At 60.7% G+C, this 18,472-nt stretch carries 17 protein-coding genes; 6 read left to right on the top strand and 11 right to left on the bottom strand.

From position 1 onward, the window contains the following. Positions 1 to 30: 30 nt before the first annotated feature. Positions 31 to 741 carry an SDR family NAD(P)-dependent oxidoreductase gene (locus tag DLD99_RS01540; protein ID WP_114881036.1) on the bottom strand — a complete coding sequence of 237 codons (711 nt, stop codon included), beginning with the start codon at positions 739 to 741 and terminating at the stop codon, positions 31 to 33. Between the two features lie 49 nt (positions 742 to 790). Then, on the bottom strand, positions 791 to 1,009 hold the full coding sequence (locus DLD99_RS01535) for a tautomerase family protein (RefSeq protein ID WP_065257763.1): 219 nt from the start codon (positions 1,007 to 1,009) through the stop codon (positions 791 to 793). A gap of 379 nt (positions 1,010 to 1,388) precedes the next feature. Here DLD99_RS01535 and DLD99_RS01530 point away from each other — a divergent pair, with 379 nt between their 5' ends. Continuing rightward, positions 1,389 to 2,315 (top strand): LysR family transcriptional regulator, encoded by a 927-nt coding sequence (locus DLD99_RS01530; protein WP_085712740.1) that lies wholly within the window; start codon positions 1,389 to 1,391, stop codon positions 2,313 to 2,315. On the opposite strand, the gene DLD99_RS01525 is transcribed toward DLD99_RS01530, so the two are convergent. The 6 genes from DLD99_RS01525 to DLD99_RS01500 all read right to left on the bottom strand — a co-directional run bounded on the left by DLD99_RS01525 (position 2,232) and on the right by DLD99_RS01500 (position 6,930). After that, entirely contained in the window at positions 2,232 to 2,549 is a 318-nt protein-coding gene (locus DLD99_RS01525) for an AzlD domain-containing protein (RefSeq protein WP_007952614.1), read from the bottom strand. The genes DLD99_RS01530 and DLD99_RS01525 overlap by 84 nt on opposite strands. Beyond that, positions 2,528 to 3,244, bottom strand: coding sequence for an AzlC family ABC transporter permease (locus DLD99_RS01520; RefSeq protein ID WP_085608636.1), 717 nt, complete (start codon positions 3,242 to 3,244; stop codon positions 2,528 to 2,530). The genes DLD99_RS01525 and DLD99_RS01520 overlap by 22 nt, the downstream gene beginning before the upstream one ends. Continuing rightward, positions 3,241 to 3,618, bottom strand: a complete 378-nt coding sequence (locus DLD99_RS01515) for a GNAT family N-acetyltransferase (protein WP_007952618.1) — start codon at positions 3,616 to 3,618, stop codon at positions 3,241 to 3,243. The genes DLD99_RS01520 and DLD99_RS01515 overlap by 4 nt, the downstream gene beginning before the upstream one ends. A 79-nt stretch (positions 3,619 to 3,697) precedes the next feature. Further along, positions 3,698 to 4,444 carry a 2OG-Fe dioxygenase family protein gene (locus DLD99_RS01510; protein ID WP_114881035.1) on the bottom strand — a complete coding sequence of 249 codons (747 nt, stop codon included), beginning with the start codon at positions 4,442 to 4,444 and terminating at the stop codon, positions 3,698 to 3,700. 232 nt (positions 4,445 to 4,676) lie between these two features. Next, positions 4,677 to 5,963, bottom strand: a complete 1,287-nt coding sequence (locus DLD99_RS01505; RefSeq protein WP_114881034.1) for an OprD family porin — start codon at positions 5,961 to 5,963, stop codon at positions 4,677 to 4,679. A 298-nt stretch (positions 5,964 to 6,261) separates the two neighbouring features. Next, positions 6,262 to 6,930, bottom strand: a complete 669-nt coding sequence (locus DLD99_RS01500) for a DsbA family protein (protein ID WP_114881033.1) — start codon at positions 6,928 to 6,930, stop codon at positions 6,262 to 6,264. 255 nt (positions 6,931 to 7,185) lie between these two features. Between DLD99_RS01500 and DLD99_RS01495 the strand changes: the two genes are divergently transcribed. Further along, positions 7,186 to 9,273: a TonB-dependent receptor gene (locus DLD99_RS01495; RefSeq protein ID WP_114881032.1), complete on the top strand. Its 2,088-nt coding sequence runs from the start codon at positions 7,186 to 7,188 to the stop codon at positions 9,271 to 9,273. A gap of 64 nt (positions 9,274 to 9,337) precedes the next feature. On the opposite strand, the gene DLD99_RS01490 is transcribed toward DLD99_RS01495, so the two are convergent. The 3 genes from DLD99_RS01490 to DLD99_RS01480 form a co-directional block, all read right to left on the bottom strand. Then, positions 9,338 to 9,550: a hypothetical protein gene (locus DLD99_RS01490; protein WP_065257771.1), complete on the bottom strand. Its 213-nt coding sequence runs from the start codon at positions 9,548 to 9,550 to the stop codon at positions 9,338 to 9,340. Positions 9,551 to 9,795: 245 nt separating this feature from the next. Beyond that, a complete protein-coding gene (aguA, locus tag DLD99_RS01485) occupies positions 9,796 to 10,902 on the bottom strand; it encodes an agmatine deiminase (protein WP_114881031.1) in 1,107 nt (368 codons plus the stop codon). Positions 10,903 to 11,081: 179 nt separating this feature from the next. After that, positions 11,082 to 13,994 (bottom strand): aminotransferase, encoded by a 2,913-nt coding sequence (locus DLD99_RS01480; RefSeq protein ID WP_114881030.1) that lies wholly within the window; start codon positions 13,992 to 13,994, stop codon positions 11,082 to 11,084. A 175-nt stretch (positions 13,995 to 14,169) separates the two neighbouring features. Here DLD99_RS01480 and rfbC point away from each other — a divergent pair, with 175 nt between their 5' ends. The 4 genes from rfbC (at position 14,170) to DLD99_RS01460 (ending at position 18,464) form a co-directional block, all read left to right on the top strand. Continuing rightward, positions 14,170 to 14,715 (top strand): dTDP-4-dehydrorhamnose 3,5-epimerase, encoded by a 546-nt coding sequence (gene rfbC / locus DLD99_RS01475; protein ID WP_114881029.1) that lies wholly within the window; start codon positions 14,170 to 14,172, stop codon positions 14,713 to 14,715. A gap of 106 nt (positions 14,716 to 14,821) precedes the next feature. Next, on the top strand, positions 14,822 to 16,630 hold the full coding sequence (locus DLD99_RS01470; protein ID WP_114886536.1) for a sensor histidine kinase: 1,809 nt from the start codon (positions 14,822 to 14,824) through the stop codon (positions 16,628 to 16,630). After that, positions 16,627 to 18,012, top strand: coding sequence for a sigma-54-dependent transcriptional regulator (locus tag DLD99_RS01465; protein WP_114881028.1), 1,386 nt, complete (start codon positions 16,627 to 16,629; stop codon positions 18,010 to 18,012). The genes DLD99_RS01470 and DLD99_RS01465 overlap by 4 nt, the downstream gene beginning before the upstream one ends. Further along, positions 18,009 to 18,464, top strand: a complete 456-nt coding sequence (locus tag DLD99_RS01460; RefSeq protein WP_114881027.1) for a YiiD C-terminal domain-containing protein — start codon at positions 18,009 to 18,011, stop codon at positions 18,462 to 18,464. The genes DLD99_RS01465 and DLD99_RS01460 overlap by 4 nt, the downstream gene beginning before the upstream one ends. Positions 18,465 to 18,472: the final 8 nt, after the last annotated feature.

The following is an 18,472-nucleotide window of genomic DNA, read 5'->3' as shown; positions in this document are numbered from 1 at the left end:
CTCTGCAAGGGCTTTGTGTTCCCGCATCAATCAGTGCCCAGCGCTCTGCCCGCCGTCCACATGCAGAATCTCGCCAGTCACAAACTTTGCGTTATCGAGATACACCACCGCCTGCGCAATATCGTCGATCTCGCCCATGTGCCCGACCGGGTGCAGCGCCCCCAGTGCCGCGTGGGTTTCCTCGCCATGCATCGGCGTCTTGATGATGCCCGGCGATACCGCGTTTACCCGGATCCCGCGTTTGGCGTATTCGATGGCCAGGGATTTGGTGGCGGCGTTGAGGCCGCCCTTGGTCAGGGAAGCGAGGACCGAGGGCACGCCGTCTACCGCGTGGTCGGTCAGGCTGGTGGTGATGTTGACCACGTGGCCATTGCCCTGCTTTTCCATTTCGGCGATGGCCAATTGGGTGATGTAGAAGAAGCCGTTGAGGTTGACCGACAGCACCGCGGCGTAGTCTTCCGGGGTGTACGCGGTGAACGGCTTGGCGACGAAGATGCCGGCGTTGTTGACCAGAGTGTCGATGCGGCCGAAGCGGGCCACGCCTTCGCGGATCACGCGTTGAGAGGTGGCCGGATCGCCGATGTCACCGGCGATGGTGAGGATCTGCGGGTCGTTCGACGGTTTGATCGAGCGCGAAGTAGCGATGATGTTGTAGCCCAGCTCACGGAAAGCCTTGACCATGCCTTCGCCCAGACCTTGGGAAGCACCGGTGATAACGACGGTTTTTTTCGAGTGGCTCATGATGAAATCCTCAACAGATTGATGGTGATCGACAAGACAGCGGGCGCGGTCAGGACTGATTCCGCTCCGCCAGTTGTCGGCGGTATTCGGTGGTGGTGATGCCGGCGTAACCCCAGTTATCGGTGTCGACTTCTTCGATCACGATGTGGGTCAGGTCCGGGCGTTTGTTGAGGACGCGTTCCAGGGTTTCAGTGATTTCGGCGATCACCTGAGCTTTCTGCTCACGGGTAACACCGTCGCGGGTGATGCGTACGCTGACAAATGGCATGACGACGACTCCAGTGACCTGCCCTCGGGATGATGGTCAGGTGTTGGAGCTCAATTTAGGCGTGAGCCGGGAGGGGAAAAAGTAGGGGTGGGGTACTTCATTTGTGACGTGGTGTAATGAATAGCCTGTAAAAATCGCGCCAAAATTCCTTCGAACATCCCCGCAAACGCACCCAAACCGTGCACTTTTTTTGACCCCAATCACCCCCGCGTCACCAAAAACCCCGATCCTGTGTCAGCCTCCAGCCATCGGCGGGGACATCAATTCGCTACTAATTGCGCGACAACTATGCTCAGGTACAGGAATATAGCCGGCAAATGGAGCCGTTCAGGCCGTCACGTACACAACAATACCCAGCCCACTTCAGAGGGCATTACCCATGGATAGCAGAACCTTACGCAACCTCATGCGCATCGTGCAGACCGGCTCCTTGTCGGCCGCAGCCGAGCATTCGTGCCTGACTGTGCAGGCCCTGGCCGCGCAGTTGAACAAGGTCGAAGAACAGTTCGGTTTCCGCTTGTTTCGCCGTTCCAACAAGGGTCTGACGCTGACGCCGCAAGGCACCGAGCTGACGCCCTATATGGACAGAGTGCTGATTGCCACGCGGCAGATGGAAGAGAAAGTCGAAGCGTTGAAGGTGCCGGGACAGCGCACGTTGAAAGTGGCGTTGAACACCACGCTGGACCCGGATTTCAACCGGCGACTGATCGGACGCCTGATCGATGTGTTCCCCGACTACCAGATGGAATTCAGCTACGCCGAGTCGATGGAAAATCTCAGCAAGCTGAAGAACGAGGACTTCGACCTCGCGGTGCTGATCGGCCCGCAGCGTCCGGGTCTGCCGAGCATTGTCCTGCCGGAAGTACAGGTGCAGGTAGTCGGCGCGCACTGCGGTCAGGAGAACGATCCGCTGACGTTGCTTGGCAACAAGTTTCAGGTACGTCCTGCAGAGGATTGCCCGTATTCCCACAGCTTTTTGCGTTTTCTCGACGCCGGGCTGGGCAATCACGAGAACAGTCAGCGGACGATTTATTCCTGCAGCGAAACGCTGACCCTGTCGCTCATCACGCAGATGGACGCCGTCGGCATGGTCTCTCGCGAGGCCGCGCAGAAGAACGGCCTGACGATTTTCCCCGGGTTCGAGGATTTCCTCGAAGTGCGCCTGGCGGTGAACAACCCGGATCTGTCCGGCCAGGCGTTGAACGACGTGGTCGATCTGCCGCTACATGAACGAGCCGAGCGCAATGTACGCAGCCGTCCCAACCGCCACACTGAGAAAGAGGTTTTTGCTGAAATACGCACATAACAGCGTCGGAATCGCTGCATAGAATTCCGGGCGATCGAGCTGTATGTGCTGATCCTTGATCAACAAGGGTGTCAGGCTGATCGCAGCGACGATCGCCACCGGCAGGTATTCCAGCGCCCGGGCGACGAAGGGCGGCCAGTGCTCGGTGTTGACCTGCAACGGTAGCGCCCGAGGCAGAAAGGTCACGGCCATCATCAGCGCGACCACCAGAATCAGGAACGTTTGGTCAGGCATACACCCACTCCGCAGCCCACAAACGTGGCGATGAAAACGTTGAACGGCGAGCTGCCGACCAGACTCAGAGCGCCCATGCAGACCACAGCGGCCAGGGCGGCGATGAGTTTGTTGCGGGTGTTGCACAGCGAGACCAGCACGTAGAGCATCATCGCGGTCAGCGCGTAGTCGAGCTGGTATTTGATCAGGTGCGACGCGTACTGCGCACACAAGGCCCCGAGCAATCCGCCGATCACCCAGGAGGTGTGGCAGAACAGGTTGAAGCCGATCAGGTATCGAATGTTCACCGGTGCACCGGTGCCCAGTTTGACGCTGTGGAAGGCGAACGATTCGTCGGTCAGGCCGCCGGCGTAGCACCAGCGCTCCATGCGGCTCAGGCCCAGCGCCCGCAGGGCCTTGGCCATGTAGACCGACATCAGCATGTGCCGCGCGTTGATCAGAAACGTGGTCAGCACGATGGTGGTCAGCGACGCCCCGCTGCTGATCAGCGCCAGCGCCGCGAATTGCGAAGCCCCGGCATACACGAACAGACACATTGCCACCGGCAGCCACAGCGGCAGCCCGGCGTTGACCGCCATCAGCCCGAACACGAACGACACGGTGAAATAACCGGCCACCACCGGGCTGGCTTCGGCAAACGTGCGCGACGGCTGACGGTCGACCATCAGCGGCGCACTGCCGGATGTTTCATTCATAGATCCCTCTCAAATGTCCGTTCGCCGTGAGGTTCGCAGAAACCCTGGGCAGTCCAGAAACGCTTGCCCGCGAGGTTAGCATCATCGACGAACAGGAACATCCGCAGCACACCGACCCGTTTCATGTCGGCCGACGCCGCTTCCACCAGTCGCTGGCCGACGCCCTGGCTGCGATAGCGCAGGCTGACCGCCAGATGGTTGATGGTGCCGCGACTGCCGAGCATGCCGCCCAGCACCGCCCCGACAATCTCGCCTTCGACGTCGAAGGCCAGATACGCCGTGGTGGTTTTCTGGATCAGCACGCCGCGCAGGCATTTGGCGTCCTGCCATTCACAGAACGACACTTCGTCGAACTGGCGGAAGAAGCGCTCCATGCGCTGCGCGTCCTTGGCCGTCGCGCGCCGCAGCACCACCGGCGTCGAGCATTCGACGCCGTCAATTTGGGTGATCTGATTAGCGAACAATGTCGAAAGCGGTCCCGGGCCGCGAGAAGGAAATCGCCAGAATCTGCCGATACGCCATGGCATGGGAGTGGGTGTTGCGCGCCGGTGTCACGTAGTGGCGCATGTCGCGGTCGAGGAAGTAAGTGGTGTCGAGGATTTCCTGGTAAGTGGTCGACGCCAGTTGCTGCTCGTGAATGTCGTACAGACGACTTTCGGCGCCCTCGACATTGTTGCGGCCCCAGAAGTGCACACCGCTGAACGGATAACCGTCGCAGTGAATGCCTTCCGGCGTGATTTCCAGTTGTTTGCCGGGTTTGATCTCGATACGGATCTGATGGATCTGGCATTGCCAGATTTCATCGTGCAGCTCTTCCGGCAACACGCTTTTGTACACTTCGAAATCGGTGTCGATCAGACTGCGCATCACAGGCGATTCGATGACTTCGTCCGAGAAGTCCTGGAAGTGTCGCACCACACCGCCCACGTAAGCGTTGTTCTCCTTGGACTGCACATACGCGCGATGTTCCAGCTGCTTGAGCTCGCGCGTCTTGGGGTTGTATTCAAAGTCGCTGTAACGACGGTAACGCATGCCGGCTTCGGCCTGACCGTAGTAACTGTCAGGCTCCATGTTTTCCCAACTTTTGGTCAGTCTGACGAAGTCGGCGAAATGACCGTAGAGATTGAAGTCAGCACCCTGCACGTTGGCGTACTTGTCGCGCCGTAGCGATTCGCCCACTTCTCTGGTTAAAACGATCATTACCAAATTCTCCGCTGCATTGAGCGGCCTAATCTATTAGGTGGAGAATTTGCGTCCATGAGAAAGAATTTCAGGCATTTAAAGCCCTGTTTGAAACGCGATTTGAAACGGCCTGAAAGTGCATTTCAAATGACAAAAACACGGGTTTTCATGCTTTTTTCAGAAAAACCGTCAAAAAAAAACCCCGAACCAGTCGGGGTTTTTTATCGCGTTTCGCGGGTTCAGCCGATCATCAGAAGACGTTGATCGGGTAATCCACGAACACACGCACTTCGTTGCCACCGACGTTGTAGTCGCTGGACTTCTGCGACACGCGCAGGATCGAGCTGCGCACCTTCACGCTCAGATCTTTGGCCGGGCCGCTTTGCACGACGTACTTGAACTGGTTGAAGATTTCGCGCTCGGTGCCACCGGTGCTGGTGTCTGTGGTGATGTTGTCGCCACGCACGTAAGCGAAGTTGTAGCTCAGACCCGGCACACCGAATGCGCCGAAGTCCAGGCCGTAGCCCAACTGCCAGCTGCGCTCGTCTTCAGCGTTGAAGTCCGACCAGTAGGAGTTGGCCAGGTAGATGGTGTTACCACCGTCGCCCTGACGTGCACCGGCGTTCTGATAGCCGCCGTACGGATAACCCAGATTGCTGTCGCCGGTGCTGCGCTGGTGAGCCACGGTGAACGAGTGCGGGCCGGTGGCGAAGGTCGCTGCCAGGCTCCAGATCTTGTTGTCCTGGCCGCCGGAGTTTTTGAGTTCGGCGTAAGACTTGTCCAGCTTGGTGCGATAGCCGTTGAAGTCCAGGGTCAGGGACTGATCCTTGTCGATCGGGAACACGTAGTTGGCGTTCACGTATTGCTTCTTCATCACGTCTTCGACGTCGGACGCGTACAGCGCCGCCTTGAACTGTTCGGTGAACTGGTAGCTACCGCCCAATACGTTGATCGACTTCAGACCACCGCTGTCACGACCTTCAGCACTTTTGCGCGACTCGGCGGTGAAGCGACCGGCATCCAGTTGCAGACCTTTGATCTCTTTGGAAGTGATCAAGGTACCGGTGTAGCTTTCCGGCAGCAGACGCGAGTTGTCGTAGTTCAGCACCGGCAGGGCCGGCATCTGGTCGCCGTAGGTCAGGGTGGTGCTGGACAGACGGAATTTCACCGCTGCGCCGCCCTTGGACAGGTCGTCAGCCGCGTTGCCGCTGTCACCCTGCTTGAAGAAGTCGATACCGCCAGCGCCGCTGCGGCCCTTGCCGCCGTCCAGACGCAGTGCGTAAAGACCGAATGCGTCCACACCCACACCGACAGTGCCCTGGGTGAAACCGGACGAGAACGTACCGATGGCCGCCTGGCCCCACTCGGCTTTGTCCTGGATGCCGTCTTTGTAGTCACGATTGATGTAGGCATTGCGCAGCAGCACTTTCAGGCTGCTGTCTTCCACAAAACCCTTGGACTCGGCCTGGTCGTTAGCCATGGCCTGAGTGGCGCTCAACATCCCCAATGCGATCAGACTGATCCGCTTGTTCAACATTTTGTTTTCCTTATTACGGGTTGAAACGCGCTGTGTCGAACGGCTGAAACGGCGCTTGATGCACTCTTTTATTCACCCCGAAACAAAAAGGCCCGCTCAAGACAATGTCATGGCGGGCCTGCTCCTGATTTTGAGTCATGGCGGTTAGCCACAGGCGTTGGGCCGAATCGTAGCCGCGCCCTGAACAATGTGTCAATTTCAAGAATCGTCTTTAAATAGGCAAAAATCGTCTAATAAAAGTAAATTTTTCGAAAGCTTCGTGCGGGGAAATGCCTGTAGTCAGGGATTTGATGCCCGGTCACACACAACCGTCGAGGCCACAGACCGGCAAGGCTTGTGCGCCGGGTGCCGACGGGATCGACTCGCTCAACCATTGTGCAAACGCCTGCGGTTTGCCGAGCCACGGGCCGATATCGATCAGGGTGAACTGGCCGTCCTGTTCCAGCGCGAAGGTCGGGAAGCCTTGGCCACCAAGTTTCGCCAACAGTGCGCGGCTGTTCTTTATGTGTTGATCGGTGTCGGTTGCCTGCAGGGTTTTGAGGAAAGTGTCCGCCTCGTAGCCCAGTGCTACCGCGCATTCGACCAGCACGGCCTCATCGGCAATTCGCCGGCCTTCTACATAGTGCGCGGTTTGCAAACGGCCCAGCAGTTCCAGACCACGCCCATCGATGTTTTCTGCTGCCATGACAGCAGCAATCGGCGGAGCGGAATCAAATACCGCCGTGTGATCACGCAACAGGCCTTCGAAATAGGCTTCGCCAAACGGCTGTCCGGTGTACTCGGCAATTCGCCGGTCGTGAGGCATTACGTAATTGCGCAGTTGGGGTGAAACGCTCTGACGGTTGGCGCCGGTCATCATGCCGCCGGCATGGGCGATTACCGGCAGCACTTGCTGTGCGGCCTGGACCAAAGGTTTGGCGCCGTAGCACCAGCCGCACAGAGGGTCGTAAATGTAGTGAAGGATCATCTGAAAACTCCGGGAAATCGATGGCAGCCACGTTAGTCCTTCGGCCGTTGCAGAAAAACGCCGGAATGGCTTTCAGTCTGTTTCGGCAATCGGTCGAATGCGCTTGTTGTCAGTCCCGTGACCGTCTTGAAACAAACCAGAAACAAATTGACACAATCAACTCACGGAACTTTTCCAGAATAATTAACGTAAGCAAATGCAAAGCATTACCATTCGCGCGCTCGAATTCTTCCACCCTTCCGGATGCGCTTTTCAATGCCTGCCCCGTTCCGTCTCACGCCCGTCACGCTTGGGCTTTCTGCCTTTTTGTCCTCTGGTTTCGCTTACTCCGCGACTGAGCTTCCCGCTACTTCGATCAGTGCCGAAACGCAGGTCGACGACCCGCGCGTAAAAGTCAGCAACACCGCGACCCGCACCTCCACCCCGGTGCGTTACGTACCGCAGGCGATCGATTCGATCAAGACCGCCAACGTCGCGGACTACGGCATCAATGACATCGAAGACGCCCTGAGCGGAATCCCCAACGTCAGCGGTGGAGGCGACACGCGCTTCGACAGCCTGCGCATTCGTGGTTTCGATGCCAGCAACGACTTCTATCTGGACGGCATCCGCGACGACAGCCAGTACAAGCGCGATCTGCACAACATCGAACGCGTCGAAGTGCTCAAGGGCCCCGCGGCCGTACTGTACGGCCGTGGCAGCCAGGGCGGGATCGTCAATCGCGTCAGCAAGGCACCCGAGGCCGGCCGCCGCTCGACCCTCGAGGCCCAGGGCGGCAGCGAAGATCTGCGCAGCCTGTACGCCGACCTCAGCGCCGACCCGAGCGAGAACATCAGCCTGCGCCTGAACATGGGCAACATGGACGAAAACAGCTTCCGCGACGGCGTCAGCGGCAACCGAAAACTGTTCGCGCCGTCGATGAGCTGGCAGCTCACCCCTGATCTCAACTGGCTGGTGCAATACGAATACAGCCGCTACAACCGCACGCCGGATCGCGGCATTCCCGGAGTCGGTGGACGTCCGGCGGATGTCGGCCGGGACACGACCTACGGCAACGATCACGACTTCATCGACGACAAGACGCAATCCCTGCGCTCGCGACTCAGCTATGAACTCAACGACAACTGGCAACTGCGCCACACCCTCGGTGTGTTCAAGCTCGACAGCGATTTCGACAACACCTACCTCACCGGCTTCGACGCGAAAACCAACAAGGTCACCCGCCAGCACTGGCAACAGGACCTGACCACCCGCAACGTCTACAACAACGTCGAACTGGAAGGTGGATTCGATACCTTCGGCCTCGAGCATCGCCTGCTGACCGGGATCGAAACCGGCAGCCAGCGCCGCGACCCGACGCTGTACAACGCGGCCACCGGCCGGGGCACTCAGCCGGTGCCGTCGCTGGATCTATACAACCCGGATCGCAGCCAGCGCCACACCGGGCGCATGCAGGTGTCGAGCAGCAGCCACACCGAAGTCGAAAGCCGAGCGATCTACGTTCAGGATCAACTGCGCCTTAACGATCAATGGCAATTGCTCGCCGGCCTGCGCTACGACACCTTCGACATCGAGTCGACCAACAAGCTGCGCAACATTTCCGAAGACCGCGACAGCCACAGCACCAGCCCGCGCTTCGGCGTAGTCTGGACGCCGTTGCAGAACCACTCGTTCTACGCTTCGTGGACCAAAACGTTCTCGCCGGTCGGCGGCGGTCTGATCGGTATCACCCCGGGTGCGGCCGGCAACACCAACGACCTGAGTCCGGAGCTGACCAAGCAGAAGGAAATCGGGGTCAAGAGCGACTGGCTCGACGATCGCCTGAGCACCACCCTCGCCGTCTACGAGCTGGAACTCTACAACCGCCGCACCACCGATCCAAACGACCCGACCCTGACCGTACTCAGCGGCCTGCAACGTTCACGCGGGATCGAACTGACCGGCACCGGCAAGATCGTCGGCAACTGGTACGTGCGCGGAGGCGTCGGCGTGCAGGACGCGACCATCGAGAAGGACAACAACGGCCTCGAAGGCAAACGCGTCAACAACGTGGCCAAGCACAACGGCAGCCTGTTCCTGACCTGGAAACCGGAGATGGGTTGGTACGGCGAAACCGGCCTGACCCTGGTCGGCCAGCGTTACGCCGACAACGCCAACACCACCGTGTTGCCGGGCTACGGGCGCTGGGACGCGCTGGTCGGCTACCGCCACAAGGACTGGGACTTGCGCGCAGCGTTGAACAACATCACCGACCGCGAGTATTACGCTTCGGCCACCAGCGCCTTCCAGATCCAGCCAGGCGCGCCGCGCAGCCTGGTCATGACCGGCACCTACAGCTTCTGATTCGCGCCCATAAAAAAAGCGCTGCCATCCCGGCAGCGCTTTTTACAATCCTTGTTTGTTCTTCTTATCCTTCCATCACATCCCAAAGTGCATCCAGTTCGGCCTCGCTGAACAGGCCAGCGGGGTAACGCTCGATCATCATCCGGCGCGGATCAGGTTCCCTGATCTGACGCGTTCCATTGGACTTCAACCAGTGCGCGACAATCTGGAGCGACTCACTATTTACAGCCATGGGATGCAACGTCCGCTCGCTGATTACGTTCACTTCGGCGTTCATTTCAGCGCTCTCTCCCCGTTCGTGAGCGGCTAAGTTATCCAAGGTTTATGACAGAACTGTTGAAGTTCTCCCCCCTCCCTAGTGCGTCATGAGCGATACAAGAGCTATGCCAACGTAATCAAATTGTCGACCAGCGGACATAAAGAAACCCGCAGTCCTGACGGGCTGCGGGTTTCTCTTCAAGCGCGGGCAACAAATGACTGCCCGGTCGATTTTCCAATCAACTCAAGCTGTTACATCCGCACTCACTCTTTGTGCGGCGCGGGTTGCTGTTGGGTAAGGCAGTGAATGTTGCCGCCCCCCAGTAACAGTTCGCGGCCCGGCACCATCACCACTTCGTGTTGCGGGAACAGTTTCTGCAGGATTTCCCGGGCTGGCGCGTCCATCGGATCGTCGAAGCTTGGCGCGATGATGCCGCCGTTGACGATCAGGAAGTTCACGTAGGAACCGGCCAGACGCACGCTCGGGTTGCGCTCCTGAGTACCGTCCACCGGATCCACGCCCGCGCATTCCTCTTCGGTCGCAAACAGCGGACCCGGGATCGGCATCTTGTGCACCGTGAACGGGCGGCCCTTGGCGTCGGTGCTGCTTTCCAGCACCTTCATCGCAGCCTGGCAGCGCGGGTAGTTCGGGTCCTGTGGATCGTCGGTCCACGCCAGCAGCACTTCGCCCGGACGCACGTAGCAGCAGAAGTTATCCACATGGCCGTCGGTTTCGTCGTTGAACAGGCCATCCGGCAGCCAGATGATCTTGTCCACCGACAGGTTGTCGCGCAGCACCGCTTCGATTTCTTCGCGGTTCAGGTGCGGGTTGCGATTGCGGTTGAGCAGGCATTCCTCGGTGGTGATCAGGGTGCCTTCACCGTCGACGTGAATCGAACCGCCTTCCAGCACGAAGCCTTCGGTGCGATAGCGCGGGCTGCGCTCGATTTCGAGGATCTTGCCGCCGACCTGGGAATCGCGGTTCCACGGCGAATACAGACCGCCATCAAAACCGCCCCAGGCGTTGAAGTCCCAGTTCACACCGCGCACTTCGCCGCTGTTGTTGATGACGAAGGTCGGACCGCTGTCGCGAACCCAGGCGTCATCGCTGGACATCTCGACCACACGGATATTCGGTACATCGAGGCGAGCGCGAGCGTTTTCGTACTGGCCGGCGGAGACCGCCACGGTCACCGGTTCGAAACGCGCGATGGCCTTGGCCACTGCGGCATGAGCGGCCTGCGCCGGCTTGCCGCCCAGACGCCAGTTGTCCGGACGCTCGGGCCAGATCATCCAGGTCTGGGTTTGCGGCGCCCATTCGGCCGGCATGTAGAAGCCATCGGCGCGTGGGGTACTTTTCAAGGTGGTCATGTCGATCAGGACTCCAGGGAACGGTCGAGGATGTTCAACGCGCCGAACAGGTTTGGACGACGGACGATGGCGACTTTATAAACGATAAATATCGACTTTAAAAGCTAAAAACAAAAGATCGCTTTTGAATCCACCGATTAATACCGATACAAATCGGTATTAATCGGCCTATCACAGGCTCAGAGGCCTTCTTCCAGCACCTTCGACAGCATGTCGACAAAGAAATCCACACTCTGGCGCGAGGTGACCATCGGCGGTTTGATCTTGAGAATGTTCAGGTCATCGCCGGTCGGCTGCATGAAAATCCCCAGCTCCCGCAGGCGATCGCACAGCAGCGTGGTTTCTTCGGTTGCCGGCTCCAGGGTCTGTCGATTACGGATCAGTTCGACCCCCAGATAGAACCCCGAGCCGTGCACCGCGCCGACCAGCGGATGTTTATCGATCAACGCCTCCAGCCGCTGTTTGAAGTGACCGCCGACCACTTGGGCGTTTTCCCAGAGTTTTTCTTCTTCCATGACATCGAGCACCGCCATGCCGATCTGGCAGCTCACCGGACTGCCGCCGGCGGACGAGAAGAAGTAACCCTCAGCCTCGAGCGCTTCGGCGATTTCCCGGCGGGTGATCACCGCACCCAATGGCTGGCCGTTACCCATGCCTTTGGCCATGGTGATGATGTCCGGCACCACGCCTTGCTCTTCGAAACCCCAGAAGAAGTGGCCCATGCGCCCGTAGCCGACCTGCACCTCGTCGGCGATGCACACACCTCCCCGGGCGCGCACCAGTTCATAGACTTTTTTCAGGTAGCCCGGCGGCAGCGAAATCCCGCCCGCATTGCCGTAGACCGGCTCGCAGATGAACCCGGCCAGTTGCCGTTTCTGTTCGTCGATCTTGGCCAGATTGTGTTCAACGCTGCGCACATAGTCCGGTGCCGAATCGAGGCCACGGAATTCGCCGCGATAGATGTTCGGCGCAGTCACCGGGTGCACCCAGTCCGGACGGCTGCTCAGGGCTTGCGGGTTATCGGCAATCGACGTCGATACCGCGTCCGCACCGACCGTCCAGCCGTGATAGGCCTCCAGCACACTGAGCATGTCGCGACCGCCGCTGTAGGCCCAGGCCAGACGGATCGCCAGATCATTGGCCTCGCTGCCGCTGTTGACCAGGAACACCCGGTCCATGCCTTCCGGCGCCAGTTTCAGCAGACGTTCGGAAAACTCCGCGACCGCCGCATAGTTGAACCGCGAATTGGTATTGAGCAGCGACCACTGTCGGCTCGCGACCGCCGCCATGCGCGGATGGCCGTGCCCGAGCACCGCAACGTTGTTGAGCATGTCGAGGTAGGAGCGGCCCTGCATGTCGATCAGGTGATTGCGCCAGCCGCGTTCGATACGCGGCGGGTCAACGTAATAGTGTTTTTGAGTGCGGGCGAAACTGGCGTCGCGGCGGGCCAGCAGGGTTTTCGCGTCCAGTTCCGGCTCGGCGTCACACGCCAGGCCAAGCAGTGCTGCCGGTGATGGGGACAGCCTCTGCCACGCCGCCGCGCGGGTCGGCGTACAGAACAGCGGCGCCTCCAGATGCGCATCGCGGACCAGTTGCACAATCAGCGGCCCGTCCACCGACCCCAGCACCTGTCCTTTGACCAGCGCCGCACCGCCCTGCAACGACGGCGTCACGCCCCACAGCCGCAGGCTCAGTTGCGGGCCGTCGAGTCGCAGCGCGCCGTCGGCCGACTGGCGCAGCACACCCGCAAACGGCGCTTCCACCGCCGTACCCTGAGGTACGCGCAACTCGACGTGCAGCGGAAATGTTTCTGGCTCCTCGGCGCTGTCAGGCCGGGTGCGGGACAAACGGTACTGCCCGTATCGACTGGCAGCCAGACCATGGATCGCGGCGGCTTCATTCAACAGGCGCTGATCGATGCCCGGCTGTTCCCAGTTACCCGCCTCGAAATGCGCGCTCAATACACCCAGATCAATCAACGCGAACTCGCGCCCGACCAGACCCGGCAACAACGGCGCGAAGCCTTCACTGTCGATGGCCGGTAATGCCTGCCCGACCGCCGAGAGAATCGCCGCCTCCATCAATGCCAGCGGCACCGAGGTGGCGACCCAGAAGATTTCCCACTCATGGGTGAGGTTGTCGCGACTGTAGGTATTGCCCGGATCGATGCTGACCTGTTGCTCGCCACTGAGCACCAGCACCGCCGCCCGCGCCACGATCAGCGGCCACAGCGCCTGCAATTCTTCGGGTTGCAGCGGATTGACCGCGTGATAGGCCTGTACCGCCGGCAGGATCACGAACGGATCGCCCCCGGCGTGATGCAGCAACGCGGCACAGGTGACCGACAGATCGGTGATGCGCCAAGTGCGGACCAGATCACCGAAATCGATGACGCCCTGCAGCTGCCAGTGCCGCCGGCCATCACGTTGCCAGACCACATTGTCGTCGGTGATATCCATGTGGATCGCCTGTACCGGCAACTTTTCCAGCAACGGTTGCAGACGGCGACGGGCCTGTTCGGCGGCCTCTGCGATCAGTGCGCGCTGGTGCTGATCCCCGATCACCGGCAGCAGATGTTCGATCAGTGCGCTGGCGTGGCGTGCGTCCCACTGCAAGGTGCGCTCGAGTCCCTGATGGTCGAACCCGGCCAGGGCCAGGTCCATTTCACCGCAGAGCCGGCCGAATCCGGCGACGACTTCGTGGCCAAGATGATCGAGCGCGGTCAGCGGCTGACCTTCGATGTAATCCAGCAGCCGCACGTGCACCGCTTCACCGCCGATCTCCAGCGACAACAGGTCCTGGCCGTCATTGGCCGGGATGACCCGGGGAACATGGACATCGCAATGTTCCGCCAGATACTTCAGGCCGGCGTGCTGGGCCTGCAACTCCACCAGCGAATAGTCGCCCCGGCAGATCTTCAGCACGAACCGCCCACGCTCACTGTCCACGCGATAGTTGAGGTCCTGTTGACTACCCAGCGCCTGCAACGTGCCGTCCAGCCCGTAATGCTGCGACAGAACCTGCAAGGCCTGCTCTGCAGTGACCTGTGGGCCTGGAAGACTGGCGCGGTGAATCAACGTGGCGAACGACATGGAACGACCCCTGAAATTTTATTAGGCGCCTATATCGCCACTGCTTTGGATGATTCGCAACCCCCGCTCCGTCGGACGGGATCGCAAGTTCGGGCGAAATGTTTCAGACCACTCGCGCCCACCGGGGCTTTGCGCAAGAATGTCCACCACTCATACCTCTCACTGGAAAAAACTCATGAATGTAATCACTACCGACCTGCCCGGTGTTCTGATCATCGAACCCAAGGTTTTTGGTGACGAACGCGGTTTCTTCTACGAAAGCTTTAACGCCAAGGCTTTCCAGGAAGCGACCGGGCTGGATACGCAATTCGTCCAGGACAACCATTCGCGCTCCCAAAAAGGTGTGCTGCGCGGTCTGCATTACCAACTGGAAAACACTCAGGGCAAACTCGTCCGTGTCACCGTTGGTGAAGTGCTTGATGTGGCGGTAGACATCCGTCGCAGCTCGCCGCACTTCGGCAAATGGGTGGCTGTGCGCCTGTCAGCCGAGAACCACCGCCAGCTCTGGGTACCGGAAGGCTTCGCCCATGGTTTCGTGGTGCTGAGCGAGTTCGCCGAATTCCTCTACAAGACCACCAACTATTACACCCCGTCCGCGGAGCGCAGCATTCGTTGGAACGACCCGGATCTGGGTATCGACTGGCAATTGGACGAAGAGCCGAAACTGTCGGCCAAGGATCAGGCGGGTGCACTGCTCAAGGACGCCGACGTCTTTTCCTGAATGCCTGTGTGAAACTTCAGCGGGACTGCGTACCCGACAACGGGTGCGCAGACTGCGACTGCAAGCCTAGGCATAATGCGCCTGTATCCACAGGCGCCCGATGCTCATGACTCCGACCCTTCCCCGCCGCCCCCGCTGGCGCAGCCTCGCCCTGCTGGCCCTGTGCCTGGCCCCGCTGCTGTGGCCACTGGAGCATCTGGCCGAGCGCTACTACCGCAGCGAACTGATCGGGCAGAACCGCCAGACCCTCGACCTCTACGTCGCCAACCTGCTGGGCACCCTGCATCGCTACGAAGTGCTGCCACAGATCCTCGGCGACCTGCCGGCCCTGCGGGCGATCATCGGTGCGCCGGACGACGGCGTCACCCAGGGCAACGCCAACCGCCTGCTGAAGAACATTGCTTCCCAGACCGGCGCTGAAGTCATGTACCTGATGGACACCTCCGGCCGGACACTGGCCGCATCGAACTGGGACAAGCACGACAGTTTCGTCGGGCGCAATTTCTCGTTCCGGCCCTACTTCAGCGAAGCCATGGCCGGACGCCTGGGCCGCTTCTTCGGCCTTGGCACCACGTCCGCCAAGCGCGGCTACTTCTTCGCCGCTGCGGTGCGTAATGGCGAAAAAATAATTGGTGTGCTGGTGATCAAGGTCGATCTCGACCATACCGAAAGTCTGTGGGGCAAAACCCCGGAGCAACTGTTGGTGACCGATCACAACGGCGTGGTCATCCTTACGTCACGTCCTGAATGGCGCTTCCGCTCGACCCGCCCATTGAGTGGCGACGAACGCTCGGCAATCACCGCGATCCAGCCATACCCGACCCGCGAGCCGCGCCCATTGAACCTCAGCCCGAGCGCCTGGCTGACCCAGACCCGGGACATCGAAGAAACCGGCTGGAGCGTCAGCATTCTTGCGCCGCGCACGTTGATCGACCGTCCGGTGCGCACCGTGGTGGCCGTCGGCGGCGCCACGTTGCTGGTGGTCATGCTGTTGCTCGGTCTGATGATGCAGCGCCGCCGCCATTACCTGGAAAGGATCGCTTTCGAAGCCAAGGCGCGACGGGAACTCGAAGGCCGGGTCGCCGAACGCACCAGCGATCTGGAAGGGCTCAACCGGCGTCTGAAACAGGAAGTGCTGGAACGCGAACAGGCTCAGCAGGAACTGGTACGCGCCCAGGACGATCTGGTGCAGGCCGGCAAGCTGTCAGCGCTAGGCACGATGTCAGCGAGCATCAGCCACGAACTCAATCAACCGCTGGCGGCGATCCGCAGTTACGCGGAAAACGCCGAAGTGCTGCTGGACCATCAGCGTACTGAAGATGCCCGCGGCAACCTCAAGTTGATCAGCGAACTGACCGGGCGCATGGCGTCGATCATCGCCCACCTGCGCGCTTTCGCCCGCCGTGATCGACACGCCCCGGAAAGCGTGGCCCTGCAACCGGCACTGGACGATGCCTTGGCGCTGCTGGCCAAACGTCGCCGGAGCATGGATGTCGAGCTGATCCGCGACCTGCCCGCTGCAACCTTGTGGGTCGAGGCCGGGGAAACCCGCCTGCGCCAGGTCCTCGGCAACCTGCTGGCCAACGCCCTCGATGCCCTGACCGAAAAAGGCCCGCCGCGCAAATTGTGGCTGAGTGCCGAATCCACCGGCGAGGGCGTCAATCTGTACATTCGCGACAACGGTCCAGGTTTCTGCATGGAAGCGCTGGGCCGAGCCAGCGAGCCGTTTTACACCACCAAGACCCGCACCCAGGGGCTTGGTCTGGGGTTGGCCATTTGCGAAACCCTGATGCGCGCCTTCGGTGGTGAACTGTCGTTCGCCAACCACAAGCAAGGTGGCGCCTTGATCACCCTGCGGCTGCGCGCCGGCGCGCCCGGGGTCAGCCTGCAACCGTCCGAGGATCGAAGTGCATGACCATCGACAACCGCATTCAGGTGGTGCTGATCGACGACGATCCGCACCTGCGTCAGGCCCTCGGCCAGACGCTGGATCTGGCCGGCCTGAAAATCCTTCCGCTGTCCGAAGCCAAGGGTCTGGCCGCCCAACTGGAGCGTGACTGGCCGGGCGTGGTGGTCAGCGACATTCGTATGCCCGGCATGGATGGTCTTGAGTTGCTCCATGAACTTCACGCTCAGGATCCCGAGCTGCCCGTGCTGCTGATCACCGGCCATGGCGACGTGCCGTTGGCCGTGCAGGCCATGCGCGCCGGCGCCTACGATTTTCTGGAAAAGCCTTTCGCCAGCGACGCCCTGCTCGACAGCGTGCGCCGCGCACTGGCCCTGCGCCGTCTAGTGCTGGACAACCGCAGCCTGCGCATGGCCCTGAGCGACCGCAACGAACTGAGCGCCCGACTGGTCGGCCACTCGGCCCCGATGGCACGCCTGCGCGAGCAGATCGGCGCACTGGCCGCGACCAAGGCTGACGTCCTGATCCTCGGCGAAACCGGTGCCGGCAAGGAAGTCGTCGCCCGCGCCCTGCACGATCTGTCGAGCCGGCGTAACGGCCCGTTCGTGGCGATCAACGCCGGGGCACTGGCCGAGTCGGTAGTGGAGAGCGAGTTGTTCGGTCATGAGCCCGGCGCCTTCACTGGCGCGCAGAAGCGGCGGATCGGCAAGTTCGAATTCGCCAATGGCGGCACGTTGTTCCTCGATGAAATCGAAAGCATGAGCATGGACGTGCAGGTCAAACTGCTGCGCATGCTGCAGGAACGAGTCGTCGAACGCCTCGGTGGCAATCAGTTGATACCGCTGGACATCCGCGTCATCGCCGCGACCAAGGAAGACCTGCGCCAGGCTGCCGATCAAGGACGGTTCCGGGCGGACTTGTATTACCGCCTCAACGTCGCGCCACTGCGCATCCCGCCACTGCGTGAACGCGGTGAGGACGCGCTGGTGCTGTTCCAGCACTATGCCGATGAAGCCAGCGCTCGCCACGGTCTGCCACCCCACGAGCTGCAACCGGCGCAGCGGGCGCTGCTGCTGCGTCACTCCTGGCCGGGCAATGTGCGGGAATTACAGAACGCGGCGGAGCGTTTCGCCCTCGGCCTGGAACTGGCGCTGGACAACTCTCAGCCCGACGGCAGCGGCGCGACCATCGAAGTCACCAGCGGTGGCCTCAGTGAACAAGTGGAACATTTCGAGAAGTCCTTGATCGCCGCCGAGCTGGCCCGCTCGCACAGCTCGGTGCGCAGCCTCGCCGAAGCCCTGGGCATTCCGCGCAAGACCCTGCACGACAAACTGCGCAAGCACGGGCTGAACTTCGCCGACAGCAGCAACCATGGAGACGAATCCGAATGAAGCACGACAGCCAATATCTGGAATCCGTCCTCCATCACGACATCCCGCTGACCCGGGACATGGGTCTCAAGGTGCTCGACTGGCACGAACAGCAACTGCGCCTGCACTTGCCGCTGGAGGCCAACGTCAATCACAAGAGCACCATGTTCGGCGGCAGTCTGTATTGCGGCGCGGTGCTGGCCGGCTGGGGCTGGCTGCATCTGCGTTTGAAGGAAGAAGGCATCGACGACGGACACATCGTCATTCAGGAAGGACAGATCAGTTATCCGCTGCCGGTGACCGGCGATGCTATCGCGATCTGCCCGGCGCCGAGTGCAACCGTGTGGAAGAAATTCCTGGCGATGTATCAGCGTTACGGGCGGGCTCGATTGACCCTGCAGACGCGGATCGTCAATGCGGGCAGCGATGAGGAGGCGGTGACCTTCAGCGGGCAGTACGTGCTGCACCGCTGAGGTGTGGA

It is taken from the genome of Pseudomonas kribbensis (assembly GCF_003352185.1).
GTDB lineage: Bacteria > Pseudomonadota > Gammaproteobacteria > Pseudomonadales > Pseudomonadaceae > Aquipseudomonas > Aquipseudomonas kribbensis.
Note: the sequence above shows the minus strand (reverse complement) of the source record. Positions and strands in the feature narration are given on the sequence as shown.

Excerpts from the sequence above, each read along its gene's own strand:
- DLD99_RS01540 (WP_114881036.1), bottom strand. The coding sequence starts at position 741 with ATGAGCCACTCGAAAAAAACCGTCGTTATCACCGGTGCTTCCCAAGGT.
- DLD99_RS01535 (WP_065257763.1), bottom strand. The coding sequence starts at position 1,009 with ATGCCATTTGTCAGCGTACGCATCACCCGCGACGGTGTTACCCGTGAG.
- DLD99_RS01530 (WP_085712740.1), top strand. The coding sequence starts at position 1,389 with ATGGATAGCAGAACCTTACGCAACCTCATGCGCATCGTGCAGACCGGC.
- DLD99_RS01525 (WP_007952614.1), bottom strand. The coding sequence starts at position 2,549 with ATGCCTGACCAAACGTTCCTGATTCTGGTGGTCGCGCTGATGATGGCC.
- DLD99_RS01520 (WP_085608636.1), bottom strand. The coding sequence starts at position 3,244 with ATGAATGAAACATCCGGCAGTGCGCCGCTGATGGTCGACCGTCAGCCG.
- DLD99_RS01515 (WP_007952618.1), bottom strand. The coding sequence starts at position 3,618 with ATGGAGCGCTTCTTCCGCCAGTTCGACGAAGTGTCGTTCTGTGAATGG.
- DLD99_RS01510 (WP_114881035.1), bottom strand. The coding sequence starts at position 4,444 with ATGATCGTTTTAACCAGAGAAGTGGGCGAATCGCTACGGCGCGACAAG.
- DLD99_RS01505 (WP_114881034.1), bottom strand. The coding sequence starts at position 5,963 with ATGTTGAACAAGCGGATCAGTCTGATCGCATTGGGGATGTTGAGCGCC.
- DLD99_RS01500 (WP_114881033.1), bottom strand. The coding sequence starts at position 6,930 with ATGATCCTTCACTACATTTACGACCCTCTGTGCGGCTGGTGCTACGGC.
- DLD99_RS01495 (WP_114881032.1), top strand. The coding sequence starts at position 7,186 with ATGCCTGCCCCGTTCCGTCTCACGCCCGTCACGCTTGGGCTTTCTGCC.
- DLD99_RS01490 (WP_065257771.1), bottom strand. The coding sequence starts at position 9,550 with ATGAACGCCGAAGTGAACGTAATCAGCGAGCGGACGTTGCATCCCATG.
- aguA (WP_114881031.1), bottom strand. The coding sequence starts at position 10,902 with ATGACCACCTTGAAAAGTACCCCACGCGCCGATGGCTTCTACATGCCG.
- DLD99_RS01480 (WP_114881030.1), bottom strand. The coding sequence starts at position 13,994 with ATGTCGTTCGCCACGTTGATTCACCGCGCCAGTCTTCCAGGCCCACAG.
- rfbC (WP_114881029.1), top strand. The coding sequence starts at position 14,170 with ATGAATGTAATCACTACCGACCTGCCCGGTGTTCTGATCATCGAACCC.
- DLD99_RS01470 (WP_114886536.1), top strand. The coding sequence starts at position 14,822 with ATGACTCCGACCCTTCCCCGCCGCCCCCGCTGGCGCAGCCTCGCCCTG.
- DLD99_RS01465 (WP_114881028.1), top strand. The coding sequence starts at position 16,627 with ATGACCATCGACAACCGCATTCAGGTGGTGCTGATCGACGACGATCCG.
- DLD99_RS01460 (WP_114881027.1), top strand. The coding sequence starts at position 18,009 with ATGAAGCACGACAGCCAATATCTGGAATCCGTCCTCCATCACGACATC.